The organism is Methylobacterium sp. A49B, assembly GCF_053346215.1.
In genome coordinates, this window is record NZ_JBKFBO010000016.1 from 52436 (window position 1) to 71500 (window position 19065).

Here is a 19065-nt window from a genome sequence, read left to right on the forward strand (position 1 = left end):
GGTCATTGCGGGGCCGGTGTCCGCAGGTCGAGGGTGAGCGGGAACTCCGCGCTCGCTTCCGCTCGGGGCATCTCCACCCGGCCCGGCGTGTGGCCGTGCGGCTGGAACCGGGCGAGGCGCCGCCCCTCCGCCTCGTAGGCGTTGACCGGATGGGTCTCGTAGTTGCGCCCGCCCGGATGGGCCACGTGGTAGCGGCAGCCGCCCAGAGAGCGCCCGCTCCAGGCGTCGAGGATGTCGAAGGTGAGCGGCGCGTGGGCGGGAATGGTCGGGTGCAGCGAGGAGGCCGGCTGCCACGCCTTGAAGCGCAGGCCCGCCACGGCCTCGCCGCCGCGGCCGGTGGAGGTCATGGGCAGGCGGCGGCCGTTGCAGGCGATGACGTGCCGCTCCGGCACGAAGCCCTCGACCTTGACCTGCAGCCGCTCGACCGAGCTGTCGACGAAGCGCACGGTACCCCCGCTGGTCCCTTCCTCGCCCATCACGTGCCAGGGCTCCAGCGCCTGGCGCAATTCCATCCGGACCCCGCCCTGCTCGACCGTGCCGAAGACCGGGAAGCGGAACAGGGCCTGCGCCTCGAAGGCGACCGGATCGAAATCGTACCCCGCCGCCCGGAGATCCTCCAGCACCCCGAGGAAGTCGGACCAGAGGAAATGCGGCAGCATGAACCGATCGTGGAGGTTCGTGCCCCAGCGGACACAGCCTCCGGCCTGCGGCTCGCGCCACAGCCAGGCCACGAGGGCGCGGAGCAGCAGTTGCTGGGCGAGGCTCATCCGGGCGTCCGGCGGCATCTCGAAGGCGCGGAATTCCAGGAGGCCGAGGCGCCCGGTCGGCCCGTCCGGCGAGTAGAGCTTGTCGATGCAGATCTCGGCCCGGTGGGTGTTGCCGGTGACGTCCACGAGGATGTTGCGGAACACCCGGTCGACCAGCCAGCGCGGGATGTTCGGCGCGTCGGGGGCGGGGATCTGGGCGAGCGCGATCTCCAGCTCGTAGAGTCCGTCGTGGCGGGCCTCGTCCATGCGCGGGGCCTGGCTGGTCGGGCCGATATAGAGGCCCGAGAACAGGTACGAGAGCGCCGGGTGGCGCTGCCAGTAGAGGACGAGGCTCTTGAGCAGGTCGGGCCGGCGCAGGAACGGGGAATCGTCCGGCGTGACGCCGCCCATGACCACGTGGTTGCCGCCGCCGGTGCCGGTGTGGCGCCCGTCGGTCATGAACTTCTCGGCGCCGAGCCGGGTCTGGCGCGCCTCGCCGTAGAGGTCGGTGGTGATGGAAACCGCCTCCCGCCAGGAGGCGGCCGGGTGGACGTTCACCTCGATCACGCCGGGATCGGGGGTGACCTTGATGACGCCGATCCGCGGGTCGTAGGGCGGCTCGTAGCCCTCGATCTGGATCGGCAGGTTCAGCTCCGCGGCCGCCGCCTCCAGGTGGGCGGCGAGCTCGAGGTACTCGTCGACGCGCTGCACCGGCGGCATGAACACCCGCACCACCCCGTCCCGGGGCTCGATCGACAGGGCCGTGCGCACCGCGACGCCGGTGATGCCGGAGCCGTTGGCGGTCTTCTCCCCGGGATGGCCGTCGGGCAGCGCCGCGCGGGGTTCCAGCGGGTCCTGCGGCTGGTAGTAGGGGTAGTGCTCGGGCGGCACGTAGGGGAGGGACGACAGAGGCAGGCGGAAGCCCACCGGTGAATCTCCAGGCACCAGGAAGGCGGCGCCGCGCCGGAACGCCCAGGCTTCCGAGATCCAGACGCGGTCGGCCTCGCCGTCCTTGCCCGTGGGCAGGCTCGCGAGCGGCAGGACGTAGCCCGCCGCCTCGGCCAGCCCCCGATCGTAGACGCGCTTGATCCGCGCGTCGAACTCCGCCGAGCCGGACCGGGCCGCGGCCGGCGTGACGTTGTCCGGCAGCTCCGCGGCCTTCTTCTCCCAGACCTCGCCGTCCTCGAAGGCCGGCATGACGTAATCCGACAGGCCGAGGCGGCGGGCCAGCGCGTCGGCGAGCGCCTTGGCCTGCGCGATGGTGGCTCGGCCTCCCTCACCCGCGACCGTCTCGGGCGCGATCAGCTCCGGGTTCCGCCAGATCGGCTTGCCGTCCTTGCGCCAGTAGAGCGCGAAGGCCCAGCGGGGCAGGCTCTCGCCGGGATACCACTTGCCCTGGCCGTAATGGAGCAGGCCGCCCGGCCCGAACCGGTCGCGCAGGCGCCGGATCAGCTGGTCGGCGAGCCCCCGCTTCGTGGGTCCGACGGCCGCGATGTTCCACTCGGGCGATTCGAAATCGTCCACCGACACGAAGGTCGGCTCGCCGCCCATGGTGAGCCGCACGTCCTGCGCGGCGAGGTCGGCGTCGACCCTCTCGCCCAGCGCGTCCATGGACGCCCAGACCGCGTCCGAGAACGGCTTGGTGATCCGCGGCGTCTCGGCGACGCGGGTGATGCTCATCCCGAAGTCGAAGGTCGTCTCGGCGGGTTCCATCGCCCCCGAGATCGGCGCGGCCGAGTGGTAGTGCGGCGTCGCGGCGAGCGGGATGTGGCCCTCGCCGGTGAGCAGGCCCGAGGTCGCGTCCAGGCCGACCCAGCCGGCGCCCGGCAGGTAGACCTCGGCCCAGGCGTGCAGGTCGGTGAAGTCGGCCGACGCGCCCGTGGGGCCGTCCACCGCGGTGGTGTCGGGGACGAGCTGGATCAGGTAGCCGGAGACGAACCGGGCGGCGAAGCCGATCCGGCGCAGCACCTGCACGAGGAGCCACGCGGAATCCCGGCACGACCCGCTCCTGAGCCGCAGGGTCTCGGCGGGGGTCTGGACGCCGGGCTCCATCCGGACGCCGTAGGCGGTCTCCCGGGCGATCAGGCCGTTCAGCGCCACCAGGAACTGGACGGTGTTGGGCTCTTCAGGAAGGCAGGCCAGCAGCGCCTCCATCTCGGGGCACTCGGCATCCACGGCGGCGCGGTAGGGCGCCAGTTCCTCCGCGAGGTCGGCGTGGTACGGGAAGGGATGGGCCTGGGCGTAGTCCTCCACGAAGAAGTCGAACGGGTTGATCACCGCCATGTCGGCGGTGAGGTCGACCTCGATCTTCAACTCGTCGGTCTTCTCCGGGAAGACGAGGCGGGCGAGCCAGTTGCCGCTCGGGTCCTGCTGCCAGTTCAGGAAGTGGTTGGCGGGCGTCACCGTCAGCGCGTAGGCCGGGACCTTGGTGCGCGCGTGCGGGGCCGGGCGCAGGCGGATCACCTGGGGACCGAGGCTGATCGGCCGGTCGTAGCGGTAATGCGTGACGTGGTGCAGGGCGGCTTTGATCGACACGATGGCTCCGTTTGAAGGATGAATACGGCCTCGTAGCCGGTACCGGACATCGCGGCAGGTCGAGCGTCGGCCCCCACCGCGCGGTTATGCGACACAGATCGGGGCACAAGCAATTTTCGTGCGGTGACGGCGGCTCCCCGCAGCTTTTGGCAGGAACTTTGCCGGCCGGCCCCGCTTGACCGGCTGGTGGACCGCCGGCCGGTCCGGGACCGCACGATGAAGATCTTCCAGTGCCAGGCCTGCGACCAGCCGGTCACCTTCGAGGCGACCGCCTGCGAGAGCTGCGCGCGGCCACTGGGCTATACCTGCGCGGTCCACGAGGTCTCGGCCCTGGAGCCGCAGGGTTTCTCGGCCCATCCGCTCATGGGCGGCGCCCAGGTCTTCCACGCCTACGCGGATCCCGGCCGGCGCTACCGGCGCTGCAACAACGCCCTGTCGGAGGCCTGCAACTGGCTGGTGCCGGAGGACAGCCCCGACATCTACTGCACCGCCTGCCGCCACAACCGCGTGGTGCCGGACCTGTCGCAGGGCTGGAACCTGACCCGCTGGCGGCAGATCGAGGCGGCCAAGCACCGGCTGTTCTACTCGCTGCTGCGCCTGGAACTGCCGCTGGCAACCCGCGCCCAGTACACCGACGGCCTGGCCTTCGACTTCCTGGTCGATCCGTCCGAGAGCTTTTCCGGCGGGCCGCCGGTGCTGACGGGCCACATCAACGGCCTGATCACCATGAACATCGCCGAGGCCGACGATGTCGAGCGGGAGCGCCGCCGGATCCTGTTCGGCGAGCATTACCGCACGCTGCTCGGTCATTTCCGGCATGAGATCGGGCATTACTTCTGGTATCTGCTGGTGCTGAACAGCCCCTCCTGGGAACCCTTCCGGGCGCTGTTCGGCGACGAGCGGCTGAACTACGTCCAGGCCCTGCAGGACCACTACGCCAGGGGCGCGCCGGCCGACTGGGACGAGGCCTACGTCTCGGCCTACGCCACCGCCCATCCCTGGGAGGATTTCGCCGAGACCTTCGCGCATTACCTGCACATCGTCGACACGGTCGAGACCGCCTCGACCTTCGAGCTGCACGTGCGCCCGCGCCTGCGTCAGAGGGCGCATGCGGTGCCGCAGGCGCCGACCGTGATCGACTTCGATCCCTACAACACCCTGGATCTCGACCGGTTGATCGCCGCGTGGCTGCCGCTGACCTACGCGATCAACTCGCTGTCCCACAGCATGGGCCAGCCGGCGCTCTACCCGTTCAAGCTGACGCCCGCGGTGATCGCCAAGCTCGCCTTCGTGCACGAGCGGATCTACGCCTCCCGCACTGGCACCCTGCCGGATGCCGGCGAGGCCGGGGCCGAGATGCTCCGGGCGGTGATCCTGGGCCTGCGCCAGAAGGTGGCGGCGCCGACGGTGTGAGGGCGGGGCGGCCGGTCACGTCCGCCCGTGCCGCTCCGCGAAGGCCCGGAACGCCTCCAGCGTCTCGGCGCTGACATGGTGCTCGATCCCCTCCGCGTCCCGCCGGGCGGTCTCGGGGCTCACCCCCAGCGCGCAGAGGAAGCGCTCCACGATCCGGTGGCGCTCCCGGGCCTGGGCGGCCAGCCGCCGGCCGGCCTCGGTCAGGAAAACGCCGCGATAGGGCCGCTGCTGGACGAAACCGTCCTCGCACAGGCGCTTGAGCATCTTGGCGACGGTCGGCTGCGCCACGCCGAGGCGGGCCGCGATGTCCACCTGCCGCGCCTCGCCGCCGTCGCCGATCAGGTCGTCGATCAATTCGACGTAATCCTCGACCAGCTCCGAGCGCCTCGCCTCGCGCGCCTGGCGGAAGCTCTCCACGTGCCGCTCCGGATCGACCAGCACGGTCTCCGGCGAGCCCGGCTCGGATGCATCCTGCATCGGCTTCCCCCTCTCGGCTCGCATGCGCCGCCCCCGCCCTGTCTAGCAAACACCGGGGCCGGCAGGGGAGTCCCGTGAGAGCGGCACGCACCTCTTGCATCCGACGGGCTCAGCCGTGAATATAGCCTACGCTATATCTTTGAGGTGGGGGTGATCATGGTGGCGCCGAACGCCGCGACGGCCCCGGGCGGCGCCGCGCCCGGAGCGATGAGCCGGCGGACCGAGGGCGCCATCCGCGACGTCCTCGACGGGCGGAAGGGCGGCCGCGGCCGGTTCCTGCTGTTCGCAGGTCCGGCCGTCACGGCGTCGATCGCCTACATGGACCCCGGCAACTTCGCCACCAACATCCAGGCCGGCGCCCGCTACGGCTACGGCCTGCTCTGGGTGGTGCTGCTCGCCAACCTCACGGCGATGCTGTTCCAGGCGCTCTCGGCCAAGCTCGGGATCGTGACGGGAAAGAACCTCGCCGAGCATTGCCGGGACGCGACGACGCGGCCGGTGCGCCTGGCTCTCTGGGGCATCAGCGAGGTCGCCGCCATGGCCACCGACCTCGCGGAGTTCCTCGGCGGCGCCATCGGCCTGTCGCTGCTCACCGGCATGCCGCTGATGGCCGGCATGGGGATCACCGCGATCGTCACCTACGCGATCCTCCTCTTGGAGCACGAGGGCTTCCGGCCGCTGGAGATCGCCATCGGCGCGATGGTCGGCACGATCGGCCTCTGCTACGCGGTCGAGCTGCTGGTGGCGCCCGTGGCCTGGGGCGAGGCCGCCAGGGGCCTCGTCACCCCAAAAATTCCGGACGCGCAGGCGCTCACCATCGCGGTGGGGATCATCGGCGCCACCGTGATGCCGCACGCGTTGTTCCTGCACTCGGGCCTCACGCAGAGCCGGGGCAATCCCCGCACCGAGGCCGACCGGCGCCTGCTGGTGCGCTACTCGAACCGCGAGGTGGTGGTGGCGCTGCTGCTGGCGGGGCTCGTCAACATGGCGATGGTGATCATGGCGGCGGCGGCCTTCCATCTCGGCCACAGCGAGGTGGCGGAGATCGGCGAGGCCTACCGCACCCTGACGCCGCTGCTGGGTCCCGCCGCGGGGGCGGCCTTCCTGGTGTCGCTCCTCGCCTCCGGGATCTCCTCCTCGGTGGTGGGCACGCTTGCCGGGCAATTGGTGATGCAGGGCTTCACCGGCTGGCGCATCCCGCTCCTCGTCCGCCGGCTGGTGACGATGCTGCCGGCCTTCGTGGTGGTGGCGATCGGCGTCGACCCGACGCAGGCGCTGGTCCTGTCCCAGGTGGTGCTGTCGCTCGCCCTGCCGGTGCCGATGGTGGCCCTGGTGGTGTTCACCCGGCGGCGCAGCGTGATGGGTCCCTTCGCCAACGGGCCGCTGACCCAGGCGGCCGCGGTGGCGGGGGCCGCGGTGGTGCTCGCGCTCAACATGGTGCTGCTGGCGGCGGCCTTCGGGGTGCCGGTGCCGGGACTGGAGTGAGTCCGCGCGCCCGCTGCCGGCACGCCCGTCCTGGATCCGGACGGGCAGGAACGGGTGTTCGACAAACCGGCCTCCGCCCCCTGGCGGTTTCCGGTGACCGGGCGCAGAAGGCCTCACCGCCCGGTCGAGGAACGCCCCATGGTCGTCCAAGAAGTCGCGATCCGAACCCAGGACGGGACGTGCCCGACACACGTCGTCACGCCCGAGGGCGCCGGGCCCTGGCCCGCGGCGATCCTCTACATGGATGCCGGCGGCATCCGGCCGGGTCTGCTCGACATGGCGCGGCAGCTCGCGGCGGGCGGCTATCTCGTGCTGCTGCCGGACCTCTTCTATCGCTACGGACCGTACGAGCCATTCGTGCCCGCGGAGGTGTTCAAGGGCGACTTCCGCACCATCCTGGGGCCGCTGATGGCCACGACCGACAACGTGAAGGCGGCCGCGGATACGGGTGCTCTGCTCGCCTATCTCGATACCCGGGACGACGTCGCGGGCCGCGTGGTCGGGGCGGTGGGCTTCTGCATGGGCGGCCGCATGGCGCTGACGGCGGCCGGGACGTATCCCGAGCGTTTCGCGGCCGTGGCCAGCTTTCACGGCGGCAATCTGGCGACCGATGAGCCGGCGAGTCCCCACCGCCTCGCGCCGCAACTGAAGGCGGAGGTCTACATCGCCGCGGCCGAGAATGATCGCAGCTACCCGCCCGAGATGGCCGAGCGGCTGGAGGCGGCGCTGAGCCAGGGGGGTGTCCGGTACGGGGCGGAGACCTATCCCGCCGCGCATGGCTGGATGATGCCGGATTTTCCCGTCTACGACCCAGCCGCCGCCGCGCGCGGCTGGGACGCGATGCTCGGACTCTTCGGGCGCACGCTGCGCCGCGCGGGCTGAGCGAGCGCCCGCGCGCCGGGTCCGATCACGTCGCCCGCACCACCACCTCCACGAGGTTGGCGCCCCCCGACCGGATCCCGGCCTCGATCGCCGGGGCGATGTCGGTGGCGGCCGTCACCCGCCGGGCGGGCACCCCCATGGAGGCGGCGAGCGCCAAGAAATCGACCCGCGGGTCGGTGAGGTCCATGGCGATGAAGCGGTTGGCGCGCACCGAGGCGTAGTGCGCCTGGCCCTTCATGAACGTCTTGAGGATGTTGTACTCGGCGTTGTTGATCACCACGAAGGTGACCGGCAGCTTTTCATGCGCGGCGGTCCACAAGGCCTGCGGCGAATACATCGCGGCCCCGTCGCCCACGACACAGACCACGGGCGCGCGGTCGAGGCCCAGGGAAAAGCCCACCGCCGCCGGCATGCCCCAGCCGAGGACGCCGCCGCGCATCGCCGCGTATTGATGCGCCGAGGGGCTGTCGAGGAAGGTGCGCAGGTGGGTCAGCGTCGCGGGCGCCTCGTCCACGATGGTGGTCTCGGCCCCGACCGCGCGGGCGACCTCCCGGGCGGCGACCAGCGGCGCGATCACCGGATCCTCGAAGGCCGCGTCGGCGGCGGCGGCGAGCTTCGCCCGCCGCTCGGCCCGGACGGTCACGGCTTGGCTGCGCAACCCTTCGAAGACATCGGCCCGGTCGGCGAGGCGGGGAGCCAGCAGCGGCAGCAGGGCGTCCAGCGAGGCGCGGATGTCGCCCACCGTCGACAGGCAGGTGGCGTAGGTGCGCCCGAGGTCGCGGACGTCCGCCGAGAGCTGGAACACCTGAACGCCCGGCGGCACCGCCGAGACGTCCGAGTAGAGCACGGTGATCAGAGACTTGCCGCCGAGCGCGAACACCGCGTCGTAGCGCCCGAGGATGTCGGCGATGGCGTCGGCCCGGGTCGGGAGGTTGCCGGCCCAGAGCGGGTGCGCGGTGGGGAAGGGGATGTGGGCCGGCCAGGACGAGCCGTAGACCGGCGCCGCCAGCAGGTCGGCCAGCGCCACCATCTGCGCCGAGGCGTCGGAAGCGTCGATCTCGTCGCCCGCGATCAGGGCGAGGCGGCCCGGCGCGATGGCGGCGAGCTTTTCGGCCAAGCGGTCGAGGGAGCCAGCGACCGCCCGCTGGTCGATGGTCGAGGTCTCGCCGGCCGGCACGGCGCTCATCGCCTCCATCACGTCCATGGGCAGGGACAGGAAGACCGGGCCGGAGGGGGCGGCCCCCGCATCGTGGAAGGCGCGGCGCAGCAGAATCGGGATCTGGTCCGGGCTCGTCACCTCGCGGGCCCATTTCATCACCGGGTCGGCGATGGCGACGAGGTCGCCCATCAGCAGCGGGTCGGTCAGCGCGTGGCGGAGATCCTGCTGCCCGGCGGTGACCACCAGCGGCGTGCCCGAGACCTGGGAGTTCACCAGCCCGCCCATGGCGTGGCCGAGGCCGCCCGCCGTGTGCAGGTTGAGGAAGGCGGGCCGGCGCGCGCCCTGCGCGTAGCCGTCCGCCATGGCCACCGCGGTCGCCTCCTGCAGGGCCAGGATGTAGGCGATGTCCGGCGCCTCGGTGAGGGCGTCGATCAGCGGCAGTTCGGTGGTGCCGGGATTGCCGAAGATGTAGCGCACCCCCTCCGAGCGCAGCACCTCCACCAGGAGATTGGCGCCCCGGCGGCGGCCGGCGGCCTCCACGGTCTCGATCGGCATCGTCCCAGTCTCCTCCGACGGAATCAGCCGGAGGCTAAACCAAGGGCGGTCCGGGGCAATGCCCCGGCGGCTCTACGGCTCCAGCGCGAGGCCGTGGGCGTCGAGGCTGGTGCGCAGGCTGCGGAGGCCGCAGTCCCGCTTGACCGGGTCGGCACAGAAGGCCGCGATCGTGGCCCGGCCCATGGTGGCCCGGCCCAGGCCGGGCGTGGCGAGCCGGGACGGCCCGTGGACCTGAATCGGACAGGTCATCGCGACATCCGCGGCACTCACTCGCCGGCGCCGGACTCCGTGCAGGTGAGCGGGGGCTTGCCCGCCTCCGTCCACGTCACCGTGCGCCCCCGGCCGCGCAGTTCGTGGCGCGCATCCCCGTACCAGATCCCGTCCGCGTGCGGCTGGACGGGCAGGGTGAGCGCGGGACCGGCGGGCGGGTTGACGACGGCCGGCGCGTTCAGGTCGCCGGTGTCGAACGCGACCGTGAGGGTCTGCCCGGCGGGGCAGGCGAAGGCGACCCTGCGGATCGCGGACGATGCGGCCCACGCCGGAACCGCCGGAACCAGGAATCCTGCGGCGAGAAGGAGCGCGATGCCCCTGCGTGACGGCGGACGGTTCACGATGGCTCCTGCGATTCGGCTCCGGCAGCCGTCAGTTTAGGGCAGCCGGATCGCGGCGGGCAGCCTGCCGGGAGACCCGTTTGCGCGGGTCGCGTCGGCAGCCCCTGTCCCGCACGGCATCAGACCCCTGATGACGGCGCCTCCTGATGCCGAACCGACCTCCCGTCGGCGGAGCGCGCTCTAGCCCCGAAGCTCCGCCACGAAGGCCCGGATGAACGGCGGCAGCCCGTCGAGGTCGCGCAGGCACAGGGTCAGGTCGCGCTTCGCCCAGGGGTCGGCGAGGGGCACCACCGCGAGGCTCAGCCCCTGCGCGGCCCGGGCGGCCGCGCTCTCGGGCAGGACCGCCAGGCCGACCCGGGCCTCGACCAGACGGCAGACGGCGTCGAAGCCGCGCAACTGCACCCGCAGGCGCATCGGCCGGCCCTCGCGCACCGCCTGGGCGACGAGGAACCGGCTGATGGCGCTGCGCCGGTCGAGGCCGACGAGGTCGTGGCCGAGCACCTCCGCGAAGGGGATCGCCCCGCGCACCGCCAGGGGATGGTCCCGGGCCGCCACCAGCACGAACCGGTCCTCCCGGAACGGGAAGGTCTGGAGCGAGCCGGTATCCACGGTGCCCGACAGGATGCCGAGATCGGCCACCCCCTCGGCCACCAGTCCGACGATCTCCTCGGAGGTGCGCTCGTCGATCTCGACGCCGATCCCGGGATGCCCGGCCAGGAAGGCCGAGAGCGCCTCCGGCAGGAATTCGGTCAGCGCGTTGGTGTTGGCCAGCACCCGGATCTGGCCGAAGGCCCCGCCCGAGAAGGCCGACATCTCCTCGCGCAGCCGCTCGACCCCGGCCAGGACCTCCCGGGCGTGGACGAGGAGTGCGCGCCCGGCCGGGGTCGGGCTGACGCCCTGCCGGCTCCGGGTCAGGAGCGCGGCGCCGAGGGAGTCCTCCATCAGCCGGATCCGCGTCGAGGCCGCCGCCAGGGCGAGGTTCGCCCGCACGGCCCCGTGGGTGATCGAGCCGGCCTCGACCACGTGCCGGAACAGGCCGAGATCGACGAGATCGAACCGCATCATCGCGCAGGCGCCTCCCGACGCGCCCTCCCCGCCGGCCGGGGGCCGACCGTAGCGCCGGCCCCTTCCGGTGTCAGCGTTTCCCCCGCCGCACAGGCCCGGAAGCCGAACCGCACACGCACGGCCGGGCCGATCCTGTTCATAAGCGCTCCGACAGGCCGGAGCTGTAAATACCTTCATTCTCGGAATTGTATCCGCCAGCTGACAGCAATTCCAGTACTTCCGGGAAAAATCACGCCTTTTATTTGTAGTGACTCAGATGCATTTATGTATTGAATTTTTGGCCGATCAAAGACAATTCATCATCCTTTAACTCGCGCCGAACCAACATTTTCTACGAAATTCAGAATCCTTTGTGGCGATGGCAAAATCCCCAATCTGGTCTGTCGGCGCGATGCGGCGCGTGCCGCGGCGGGGCCGCGGCGACTGCGTCGCTCGCGGGGCCGGCCTGCCGAGTTCTTCTGCTCACCTCCAACCCGGCCCCGCGCCCCGCGCGCCCGCGATCCGGCACGAGAGCCCATGATGGACGCGCTCCTGATCGACGACAGCGCGACCATGCGCCTGCGGCTGCGCCGGCTGCTGGAAGCCGAGCCCGGCGTGAGCGTGACCGATCACGCCGAGCTGGCCACCGCCCTCGTCGAGGCGCAGATGCGCGCCTTCGATCTGGTGCTGGTCGACTGCCACACCCGCGCGCGGGACGGGATCGCCTTCATCCGGTGCCTGCGGACCATCCCGCACTACGCCCAGGTGCCCATCGTGATGATCACCGACGACAGCGCAGACGCGGTGCGGCTCGCCGCCCTGGAGGCGGGGGCGACCGACGTCCTCGACACGTCCATGCGGGGCGTCGAGCTGACCGTGCGGCTGCGCAACGTGATCCGGCTCGCCAAGGCGGTGCGGCGGCTGGCCGAGCAGGCGGCCTGGCTCGACGGCGAGGTGGAGGCGGCCCTGCGGCACATGCGGGAGCGCGAGGAGGAGATCATCTTCCGCCTGGCGCTCGCCGTCGAGTACCGCGACAACGACACGGGCGACCACACATGGCGGGTCGCCCGCTACAGCCAGATCGTCGCCGAGGCGCTCGGCCTGACGCCGGAACTCTGCCGCAACCTCTACCTCGCCGCGCCGCTGCACGATGTCGGCAAGGTCGGGATCCCGGACGGAATCCTGCTGAAGCCCGGCCGGCTCGATCCCGACGAGTTCGCCCAGATCAAGACGCACGCGGCCATCGGCCAGCGCATCCTCGGCGGCAGCGCCTCCGCGCTGATCCGGCTGGCCGCCGAGATCGCCGCCGCGCATCACGAGCGCTGGGACGGCAGCGGCTATCCGGAGGGGCTCGCCGGAGCGGACATTCCCCTTGCGGCCCGGATCGTCGCGGTGGCGGACGTGTTCGACGCCCTGACCACGCCGCGGCCCTACAAGGAGGCCCTGTCGTTCGAGGCGGCGCTGGCCTGCATCCGCGCCGAGAGCGGCCGCCACTTCGACCCGGCCTGCGTCGAGGCCTTCTGCGCGCGCTGGCCCACCATCCAGGCCGCCGGCGGCTCGGAGCGGGCCGCGCGCCGGCCGAACGTCCGGCCGGTCACCGAGCCCTGGGCGCGGGTCCCGACCCTGCTGCGCGAGATCGCGGCCACCCCCGCACCGTCGGGGTGGTGCGTGCGCGACCCCTCTTCCCCGGTGGACCGGGATGACGGGCCGGCGGAGCCGGAGCCGGCCGGGTCGCGGGCGGCGCCTCGGCCGGAGGCCCCGTCGGAGGGCGCCGGCGCGCGGAGCGGGCGGGGTGCGCGGCCCGGCGCCCGCGCGCGGATCCGTCTTGCACGGGTGGCCTCGGTCCGGACGGATGACGCGCAGCCCGTGGGGGCCTAACCTCCCGGGATGCGCATCTTCCACACGCCCGACTCAGGCCGGCACGATCCCGAGCACTACTGGCGGCGCGGCACGCCGATCCCACATCCCGAGCAGGCCGCGCGCTACGCGATCCTGCACGACGCGGCCCGGTCCGCCGGGCACGACCTCGTGGTCCCCGGCGATCACGGCCTCGACCCGGTCCGGGCGGTGCACGATCCGGGCTACGTGGCGTTCCTGGCCGAGGCCTGGGCCCGGCGGGCCGAGATGCCGGGAATCGGCGACGAGATCCTCACCGGCGTCTTCGCCCGGCCGCAGATGCACCGGAAGCCCGCGGGCCTGCTCGGGCTCACCGGCCTCTACATGGCCGACACCTCGACGCCGATCCGGGCCGGCACGTGGCCGGCGGTCTACGGCTCGGCCCAATGCGCCGTCGCGGCCGCCGACGCGGCCCTAGCGGCAGGTCACGCCTACGCCCTGTGCCGCCCGCCCGGCCACCACGCCTACGCGGAGTCGGCAGGCGGCTTCTGCTTCCTCAACAACAGCGCGATCGCGGCCGCGCGGATGCGCGCCGCGGCGGGCGGCCCGGTGGCGATCCTCGACATCGACGTCCACCACGGCAACGGCACGCAGGGGATCTTCTACGCCCGCGCCGACGTGCTCACCGTCTCGGTGCACGCGGACCCGTCGGACTACTTCCCGTTCTACGCGGGCTACGCCGACGAGGCCGGGGAGGGGGCCGGCCTCGGCTTCAACCGCAACCTGCCGCTGCCGCCGGGCTCGGGCGACGCGCCCTGGCTCGCCGCCGTGGAGGCGGGACTGGCGGCGGTCGCCGCCTGCAGGCCGCGCGGGCTCGTGGTGGCGCTGGGCCTCGACGCCTCGGAGGACGACCCGATCGGCGCCCTGCGGGTGACCCGGGCGGGCTTCGCGGCGGCGGCGGAGCGGATTGCCCGGGCCGGGCTGCCCACCGCCCTGATCCAAGAGGGCGGCTACCTCTGTGCGGCCCTGCCGGAGAACCTGACGGCGTTCCTCGGCGCCTTCGAGGCGGCGCGCTGAACCGTTTCCGATTGAACGCTTCGGTCGATCCGGCCGGCTCCGTCATCGCGAGCGCAGCGAAGCGATCCAGGGCAGCGGGAGGCCGAAGAGCGTGGCGCTGCTGGATTGCTTCGCTCCGCTCACAATGACGGTGGAACCGATCTGATCAACCGGAAACGGTATGCGCCCTCACCCGGCCTTGCGCGCCACCAGCAGGATCGCGTTCGTGGGCGTCCGCTTCGGCAGCTTCAGCCAGCGATCGAGCCGGGACCCGACCGCGTAGGCGAAGGCCAGGGAGGCGAGCCAGCCCCAGTTGAACCGGAAGAACCGGTCCCGGCAGCGGACCGGCGACATCTTCACCATCCAGTGCACGATCGAATCGTGCTGGTCCATGCCGATCGGGTGGACCGCCTCCGGGGTGCAGCCGATCTCCCGGGCCAACACCTCCAGGGCGTTCGGCGTCCACCATGTCAGGTGATGGGGCGGCGCGTTGATCACGAAGTTCGGCAGCGTGGTGTTGGGCGACGGCCAGAGCGGCGTGCCCAGGAGGACGAGCCCGCCGGGCTTGACGCAGGCCGCCATCGCCCTGGCGAACCCGAGCGGATCGGACACGTGTTCGAGCACCTGGAACGCGCAGGCCACGTCGTAGACCGGACCGACCCGCCGTCCGTGCGCCTCGACGGTCTCGTCGAGGATCGCTCCGCTCGGATCGATGGCCGCGAAGTTCGGATCGAGCCCCGTGTAGTGGGCGCGGGGCACGTAGTGGCGGAACCCGCCCTCGCCGCAGCCGACATCGAGCACGCGGGCGCCGTCCGGAACCTGCTCGGCGGCCTTCTGGAACTCGCGGCGGACCGTCGCGGTGCCGGCGAGCTTCTCGTGCGCGCTGATGTGCTTGTAGAACCCCCGGTAGAAGGCTTCGTCGCCGTCCACCGGCGGGTGGAAGAACGCGAGACCCGTGGGCGATTCCCAGAGGCGGATTGTCCCGGCCCGCATCAGCAGCGGGCCGACATCGACGCGGCCGCAGACATGCCACAGCGCCGTGAGGAAGGTGGTGTCCAGGCGCTCGATGCAGCGGATCGCCGGCGCGCCGGTGATCGGGCAGGGCGGGATGTCGACGGATTCGGACGCGGCGAGCGTGGCTGTTACGTCGGCCGATGGCATCGCTTCTCGCACGGTGACGGCCCCGCAGAGCAGGGTTCCGAATCTCGCCTAGTCGATTCGACCCAGGTCGTCAAATGCGATACTTGATCGATCGCCGTATAGACAAAGACGAACATTGATCACGCGCTGACCTACGCGTTCGACATCTGAACAGGCAATCTGGACACGACCTCGACCTTCGCCGCGTCGCCGAATGCTGCGCGACTGCGGAGCGATTCTGGACGGGGCGACGGGAAGCCATCGCCGGTGACGGGCGTCGCGCCCGCGAGCCCATGTCGAGACAGCCCTGACGCTTGGTCCCAGGCCCGGCTCATATCGCCTAAAGACCCAGAGATTTGTGCGATTGAGCGAACTGGATGAGATCGAAAATGTTCTTCGCTCCGACCTTGGCCCGCACGTTGGAAATTTCACTGATAAGCCTTCGATACTTGATGGGGATCTTCTTCGCGATTTCGGGATACGACTTGCCCTGACCGACGAGAGAGAGGATCTGCAGCTCCCGAGCCGTCAGGCTGGCGAGCGGAGCCGGCTGGTCGCGGAGATCCAGCATCGCGACCAGCGTGGCGATCTCATGCGGAAGGTATCCGCGACCCGCCCGCACCTCCGCGAGGGCCTCCAGCAGGATCGTGATGGAGGCGTGCTTCACGACGAAGCCGCCGGCACCGACCCGCAGCGCGTGCGCCACCAGGATCGGATCGTCGTGCATGCTGAAGACCAGAATGCGCGCCGCTGGATTGGCGGCCCGTATCCGGCGGATCAGGGTGAGGCCGGAGAGGCCGTCTTCCTCGAAGTACAGATCGGTCACGACCAGACGCGGTCTCTGGCTGTAGAAGACATCGTATCCAGCGACGATATCGGCCGCTTCCAGAATCCGGCCGATGCCCAGTTTCCCGGCGATGTGGCGGAAGCCCTCGCGGACGACCGGGTGATGGTCGACGACCAGCATGGATTCCTGGCCGCGGGAGGCGGCGCGGACGGTCCTCTGCGTCCCCACCGGGAGCGCAGTCATGGCCTCCTCCCCTCGCTCCGACTCTCGTCGAGCGGCCGCACGTCATGCGCGGCGAGATCCTCCAGCGCGGCGTGATGATCGAGTCCCCGGTTGCGCGTGTTGAAGTAGTGCTGGCACATCTCGCCGTAGAGGCTCTTGTGCCGACCGCGCAGGGCCGCGACCTGCCCGAGTCCCTCGATCAGGCTGCGGTAGCCTTCCGTCTTTCCGACCTCGGCGAGCATCTGGCCGAGCTGGAGGGTCCGGTTGGCGATCATGCGCGGGTCCTCGATGAACCCGGCCGACGCGGTCGTCAGCGTCGCGCGCAGGGCGCGCACCGGCGGGGCATCGGCCGGAAGCGGATGCCCCGCCTCGCGACCGGCGAGCCACCGGGCCGGGTCGGTTCCGTCCGTGGGCGCGAGCCAGGCGGGCAGCTCGGATTCCGAGGTACGGGCGACGACCGATGGGTCCGTTGTCTCGGCCTCCGTGCCGCGGTCACAGGCCGACAGCGTCAGCACGGCGAGGACGGCGCGCAGCGCTCTCATCGGGATCGTCCCTCGGCCGCCGTCCCGGCCGCGGCTCCGGCTGCCGGCCCGGCCCTGGTACCGGCCGGCGGCAGGGCGACGATCGTGCGCGGGCCCTCGGCGACCGGGATCCGCCCCATCACGCGCAGGCTGTCGAGATCGATGACGGACACATCGTCCGAGAACCAGTTGGCGACGTAGGCGCGCGTCCCCAGCATCGCCACGCCCTCCGGATATCGGCCGACCGGCACGGTTGCGACGACCGACAGGGCGGCGGCATCGATCACTGAGACCGACGCCGCGTGCTGGTTGGTGACGAGGACGCGCGCGCCATCCCCGCTCACGGCCACGCCGTAGGGGCTCGCCCCGACCGTCACGCGCCCCAGCACGCGCGCCGCCGCGGCATCGATCACGGTGACGTCGTTGCTGCGGACATTGGCGACATAGAGCCGCTGACGGACCGGGTCGTGGGCGAGCGCGAACGGCCCGTCCCCGACCGGCAGGCTGGCGACCCGCTCCATCCGCCCGGTGTCGATGATGCCGACGGAGCGGCTCTCCCGCTCGGCGACGTAGAGGCGCCCGGCCGCGCCGAGGACGAGGCCGGCGGGGTCGCGTCCGACGTCGACCGCCGCTTCGACCGCCCCGGTCGCGGCCGAGAGGCGCGCGACCCGGTTGCCCGACCAGTCGCCGACATAGATCGCCCGCCCGTCCGGCTCCACCGCCAGTCCGAAGGCTTGGCCGGCGAAGGGCAGCCGGCGCAGCGCGCCGTCCGGCTCGACCACCGTGATCGCGTGCCCGTCCGGATGGCTGACGTAGAGGCGTCCGCCCGCATCCGCGGCCACGACGGCCGGGGCGGGCGCCACCGACACCGCGGCCGACAGGGCCCCTGCCGCGATCCGCGAGACCCGTGCGCCCTGCTGGCTCACCACCGCCAGTTCCTGCGCCCCGGCGGATCCGAGGAACGCCGACAGGGTGGCCAGCAACGCCGCCAGCGCCGCGCCCCGGCCTATCCCCGGAGGTCCTCCGGCGGCGGTCCTGGCGGCACTCATCGCGTCGCCCCAGCCTCCACCTTGGCCTTCAGGCCCTTCAGGCCGTCGGCGAAGTAGCGGTTCATCGCCTCCCTGCCGGCCGCGTCCGAGAGGTTCTCGGGCGGCTCGTTGCCGGTATCGCCGCGGTAGAAGCGGCCCATCCATTCGACCTTCGACCCGTCCCCCTCCGGCGTCACGGTCACGGTCGCCGAGTAGGACGAGACCGGCAGCGCCTTCAGGTCCGGATCGGACATCCGGTAGGAATAGGTGCGCCCCTCCGCCTTCCACTCGTCGAGGCCCTCGACCAGGGTGCCGCCGGCCTTGAGGGTCACCTTGCGCACGCCGCCCTCGGAATCCCCGCCGGTCGCCTCCACGGACGCCACCCCGGGATGCCAGGAGCCGATGCCGCCGAAGGGGCCGACCACCTTCCAGACCGCATCCGGGCTCGCCCGGATCGTGATCGTCTGATCGACCTTCTGGGGGGTCGGGCCGTGGGCCAGGGCCGTGCCCGCCGCGAGGGCCAACAGGAGGGCGGGGGCGGTTGGGCGCATGGTCAGGCACTCCGGGTACGCGGGACGGGAAGGCGAAGGGGATTGCCGCGCGCGGCGAGCAGCACGCCGAGCACGAGGAGGAGGGACGCGGCGGCGAGGTACGGCCGCGGATCGATCCGTCCCGGGAGCGGCCGGGGCGTCGCCGCCGCGAACAGGGCGGTCGCGAGGCCCCCGGGCCCGTCGAGATGCGCGTAGGCGAGGCCGGTGGCCGCCGCGAGGCTCTTCAGGTAGCTCTCGCGCACCGACGAGAGGTGCTCGGTGCCGTGCGCGGCCGCCGCGCCGAACGGGGCGTTGCGCGGATTGTAACCCTCCCGCGTCTCCGCATCCTCCGGCGGCGGCCCGAACCGGTTCTCCTGCGGCACGTCGGTCTCGGCGTAGAAGCCGCGCTCGCGGCCGCGATCGTCGAATCTGGGGATCGGCGAGAGCCCGTATCCGCCGACGCCGACGATCAGACCGCGCACCGCGCCCGGCTCCGCGTCGAAGGCCGGCCTGCGTCCGGCGGGCAGCGGCGGCGACTCCTGACCGTCCGAGATGAACAGCAGGTCGGTCCCGAGATCGGCCGCCATCGCGAGGGCCCGGTCGAGGCCGGCGGCGATGCGGCTGTCGCCTTCCCAGGCCATGCGCCAGTCCAGGGCCGCCAACGCCCCGTCGAGCGGCGTGACGTCGGCGCAGACCTCGACCGGCGTGAACAGCAGGAACGGGCGCCGCTCGGTGAACAGGCCGAGCGCCATCCGGGAGCCGCAGGGCAGGTCGGCCACGAGGCGGCGCAGGGCGGTCTTCACCGTCTCGAGGCGACTCTCGGGTTGACCGTCGCGCACGGAGTCGCGGGTGTTCATCGATCCGGTGATGTCGACGATGGCGAGCACGGCGACGCCGGTGCGCGTGACCGGCAGCGGTGGCGTCACCAGCGCCACGAGCACCAGCACGAGGGCGAGGGCGAGGGCCTGGAAGCGGCGTCCGCGCAGGTTGCGCGCCACGGGTAGCCGGAGGGCCGAGGAAGGCCGTGCGGTCATCGAA

The 19065-nt window shown here is 71.9% G+C and carries 16 protein-coding genes and 1 pseudogene; 5 read left to right on the forward strand and 12 right to left on the reverse strand.

Annotated features, from left to right (window positions below):
• Positions 1 to 2 precede the first annotated feature (2 nt).
• The gene (locus tag ACLBX9_RS02070; protein WP_447717720.1) at positions 3 to 3281 is read right to left on the reverse strand and encodes a transglutaminase family protein; all 3279 of its coding nucleotides are present in this window, start codon (positions 3279 to 3281) and stop codon (positions 3 to 5) included.
• A 216-nt stretch (positions 3282 to 3497) separates the two neighbouring features.
• Between ACLBX9_RS02070 and ACLBX9_RS02075 the strand changes: the two genes are divergently transcribed.
• A complete protein-coding gene (locus ACLBX9_RS02075) occupies positions 3498 to 4694 on the forward strand; it encodes a zinc-binding metallopeptidase family protein (RefSeq protein ID WP_447717721.1) in 1197 nt (398 codons plus the stop codon).
• A gap of 15 nt (positions 4695 to 4709) precedes the next feature.
• Here ACLBX9_RS02075 and mntR read toward each other — a convergent pair whose 3' ends face one another.
• Complete coding sequence (mntR, locus tag ACLBX9_RS02080) at positions 4710 to 5171, reverse strand: manganese-binding transcriptional regulator MntR (RefSeq protein WP_447717722.1); 462 nt, start codon at positions 5169 to 5171, stop codon at positions 4710 to 4712.
• Positions 5172 to 5327: 156 nt separating this feature from the next.
• Here mntR and ACLBX9_RS02085 point away from each other — a divergent pair, with 156 nt between their 5' ends.
• A complete protein-coding gene (locus ACLBX9_RS02085; protein WP_447717723.1) occupies positions 5328 to 6656 on the forward strand; it encodes an Nramp family divalent metal transporter in 1329 nt (442 codons plus the stop codon).
• 138 nt (positions 6657 to 6794) lie between these two features.
• The gene (locus ACLBX9_RS02090) at positions 6795 to 7538 is read left to right on the forward strand and encodes a dienelactone hydrolase family protein (RefSeq protein WP_010686830.1); all 744 of its coding nucleotides are present in this window, start codon (positions 6795 to 6797) and stop codon (positions 7536 to 7538) included.
• Between the two features lie 25 nt (positions 7539 to 7563).
• Here the strand turns inward: ACLBX9_RS02090 and ACLBX9_RS02095 are convergent, their stop codons facing one another.
• From ACLBX9_RS02095 to ACLBX9_RS02110, 4 genes are all read right to left on the reverse strand, one after another.
• The gene (locus ACLBX9_RS02095; RefSeq protein ID WP_447717724.1) at positions 7564 to 9252 is read right to left on the reverse strand and encodes a thiamine pyrophosphate-binding protein; all 1689 of its coding nucleotides are present in this window, start codon (positions 9250 to 9252) and stop codon (positions 7564 to 7566) included.
• 72 nt (positions 9253 to 9324) lie between these two features.
• Positions 9325 to 9501 carry a hypothetical protein gene (locus ACLBX9_RS02100; RefSeq protein ID WP_447717725.1) on the reverse strand — a complete coding sequence of 59 codons (177 nt, stop codon included), beginning with the start codon at positions 9499 to 9501 and terminating at the stop codon, positions 9325 to 9327.
• 17 nt (positions 9502 to 9518) lie between these two features.
• The gene (locus tag ACLBX9_RS02105; protein WP_447717726.1) at positions 9519 to 9863 is read right to left on the reverse strand and encodes an MliC family protein; all 345 of its coding nucleotides are present in this window, start codon (positions 9861 to 9863) and stop codon (positions 9519 to 9521) included.
• Between the two features lie 180 nt (positions 9864 to 10043).
• A complete protein-coding gene (locus tag ACLBX9_RS02110) occupies positions 10044 to 10928 on the reverse strand; it encodes a LysR substrate-binding domain-containing protein (RefSeq protein WP_447717727.1) in 885 nt (294 codons plus the stop codon).
• 519 nt (positions 10929 to 11447) lie between these two features.
• On the opposite strand from ACLBX9_RS02110, the pseudogene ACLBX9_RS02115 reads away from it, so the two are divergent.
• Positions 11448 to 12548 (forward strand): annotated as a pseudogene (locus ACLBX9_RS02115) (HD-GYP domain-containing protein); the annotation flags it as partial.
• A gap of 246 nt (positions 12549 to 12794) precedes the next feature.
• A complete protein-coding gene (locus ACLBX9_RS02120) occupies positions 12795 to 13820 on the forward strand; it encodes a histone deacetylase family protein (protein ID WP_447717728.1) in 1026 nt (341 codons plus the stop codon).
• Positions 13821 to 13988: 168 nt separating this feature from the next.
• Here the strand turns inward: ACLBX9_RS02120 and ACLBX9_RS02125 are convergent, their stop codons facing one another.
• The 6 genes from ACLBX9_RS02125 to ACLBX9_RS02150 all read right to left on the reverse strand — a co-directional run bounded on the left by ACLBX9_RS02125 (position 13989) and on the right by ACLBX9_RS02150 (position 19061).
• The gene (locus ACLBX9_RS02125) at positions 13989 to 14960 is read right to left on the reverse strand and encodes a class I SAM-dependent methyltransferase (protein ID WP_447717729.1); all 972 of its coding nucleotides are present in this window, start codon (positions 14958 to 14960) and stop codon (positions 13989 to 13991) included.
• A gap of 319 nt (positions 14961 to 15279) precedes the next feature.
• Positions 15280 to 15969 carry a response regulator transcription factor gene (locus ACLBX9_RS02130; RefSeq protein WP_447717730.1) on the reverse strand — a complete coding sequence of 230 codons (690 nt, stop codon included), beginning with the start codon at positions 15967 to 15969 and terminating at the stop codon, positions 15280 to 15282.
• Positions 15966 to 16490 carry an MxaH protein gene (locus ACLBX9_RS02135; protein ID WP_447717731.1) on the reverse strand — a complete coding sequence of 175 codons (525 nt, stop codon included), beginning with the start codon at positions 16488 to 16490 and terminating at the stop codon, positions 15966 to 15968. The genes ACLBX9_RS02130 and ACLBX9_RS02135 overlap by 4 nt, the downstream gene beginning before the upstream one ends.
• Positions 16487 to 17518: a YncE family protein gene (locus ACLBX9_RS02140; protein WP_447717732.1), complete on the reverse strand. Its 1032-nt coding sequence runs from the start codon at positions 17516 to 17518 to the stop codon at positions 16487 to 16489. Before ACLBX9_RS02140 ends, ACLBX9_RS02135 begins: the two co-directional genes overlap by 4 nt.
• On the reverse strand, positions 17515 to 18048 hold the full coding sequence (locus ACLBX9_RS02145) for an SRPBCC family protein (protein WP_447717733.1): 534 nt from the start codon (positions 18046 to 18048) through the stop codon (positions 17515 to 17517). Before ACLBX9_RS02145 ends, ACLBX9_RS02140 begins: the two co-directional genes overlap by 4 nt.
• Positions 18049 to 18050: 2 nt before the next feature.
• Positions 18051 to 19061 (reverse strand): vWA domain-containing protein, encoded by a 1011-nt coding sequence (locus ACLBX9_RS02150; protein WP_039894613.1) that lies wholly within the window; start codon positions 19059 to 19061, stop codon positions 18051 to 18053.
• Positions 19062 to 19065 lie beyond the last annotated feature (4 nt).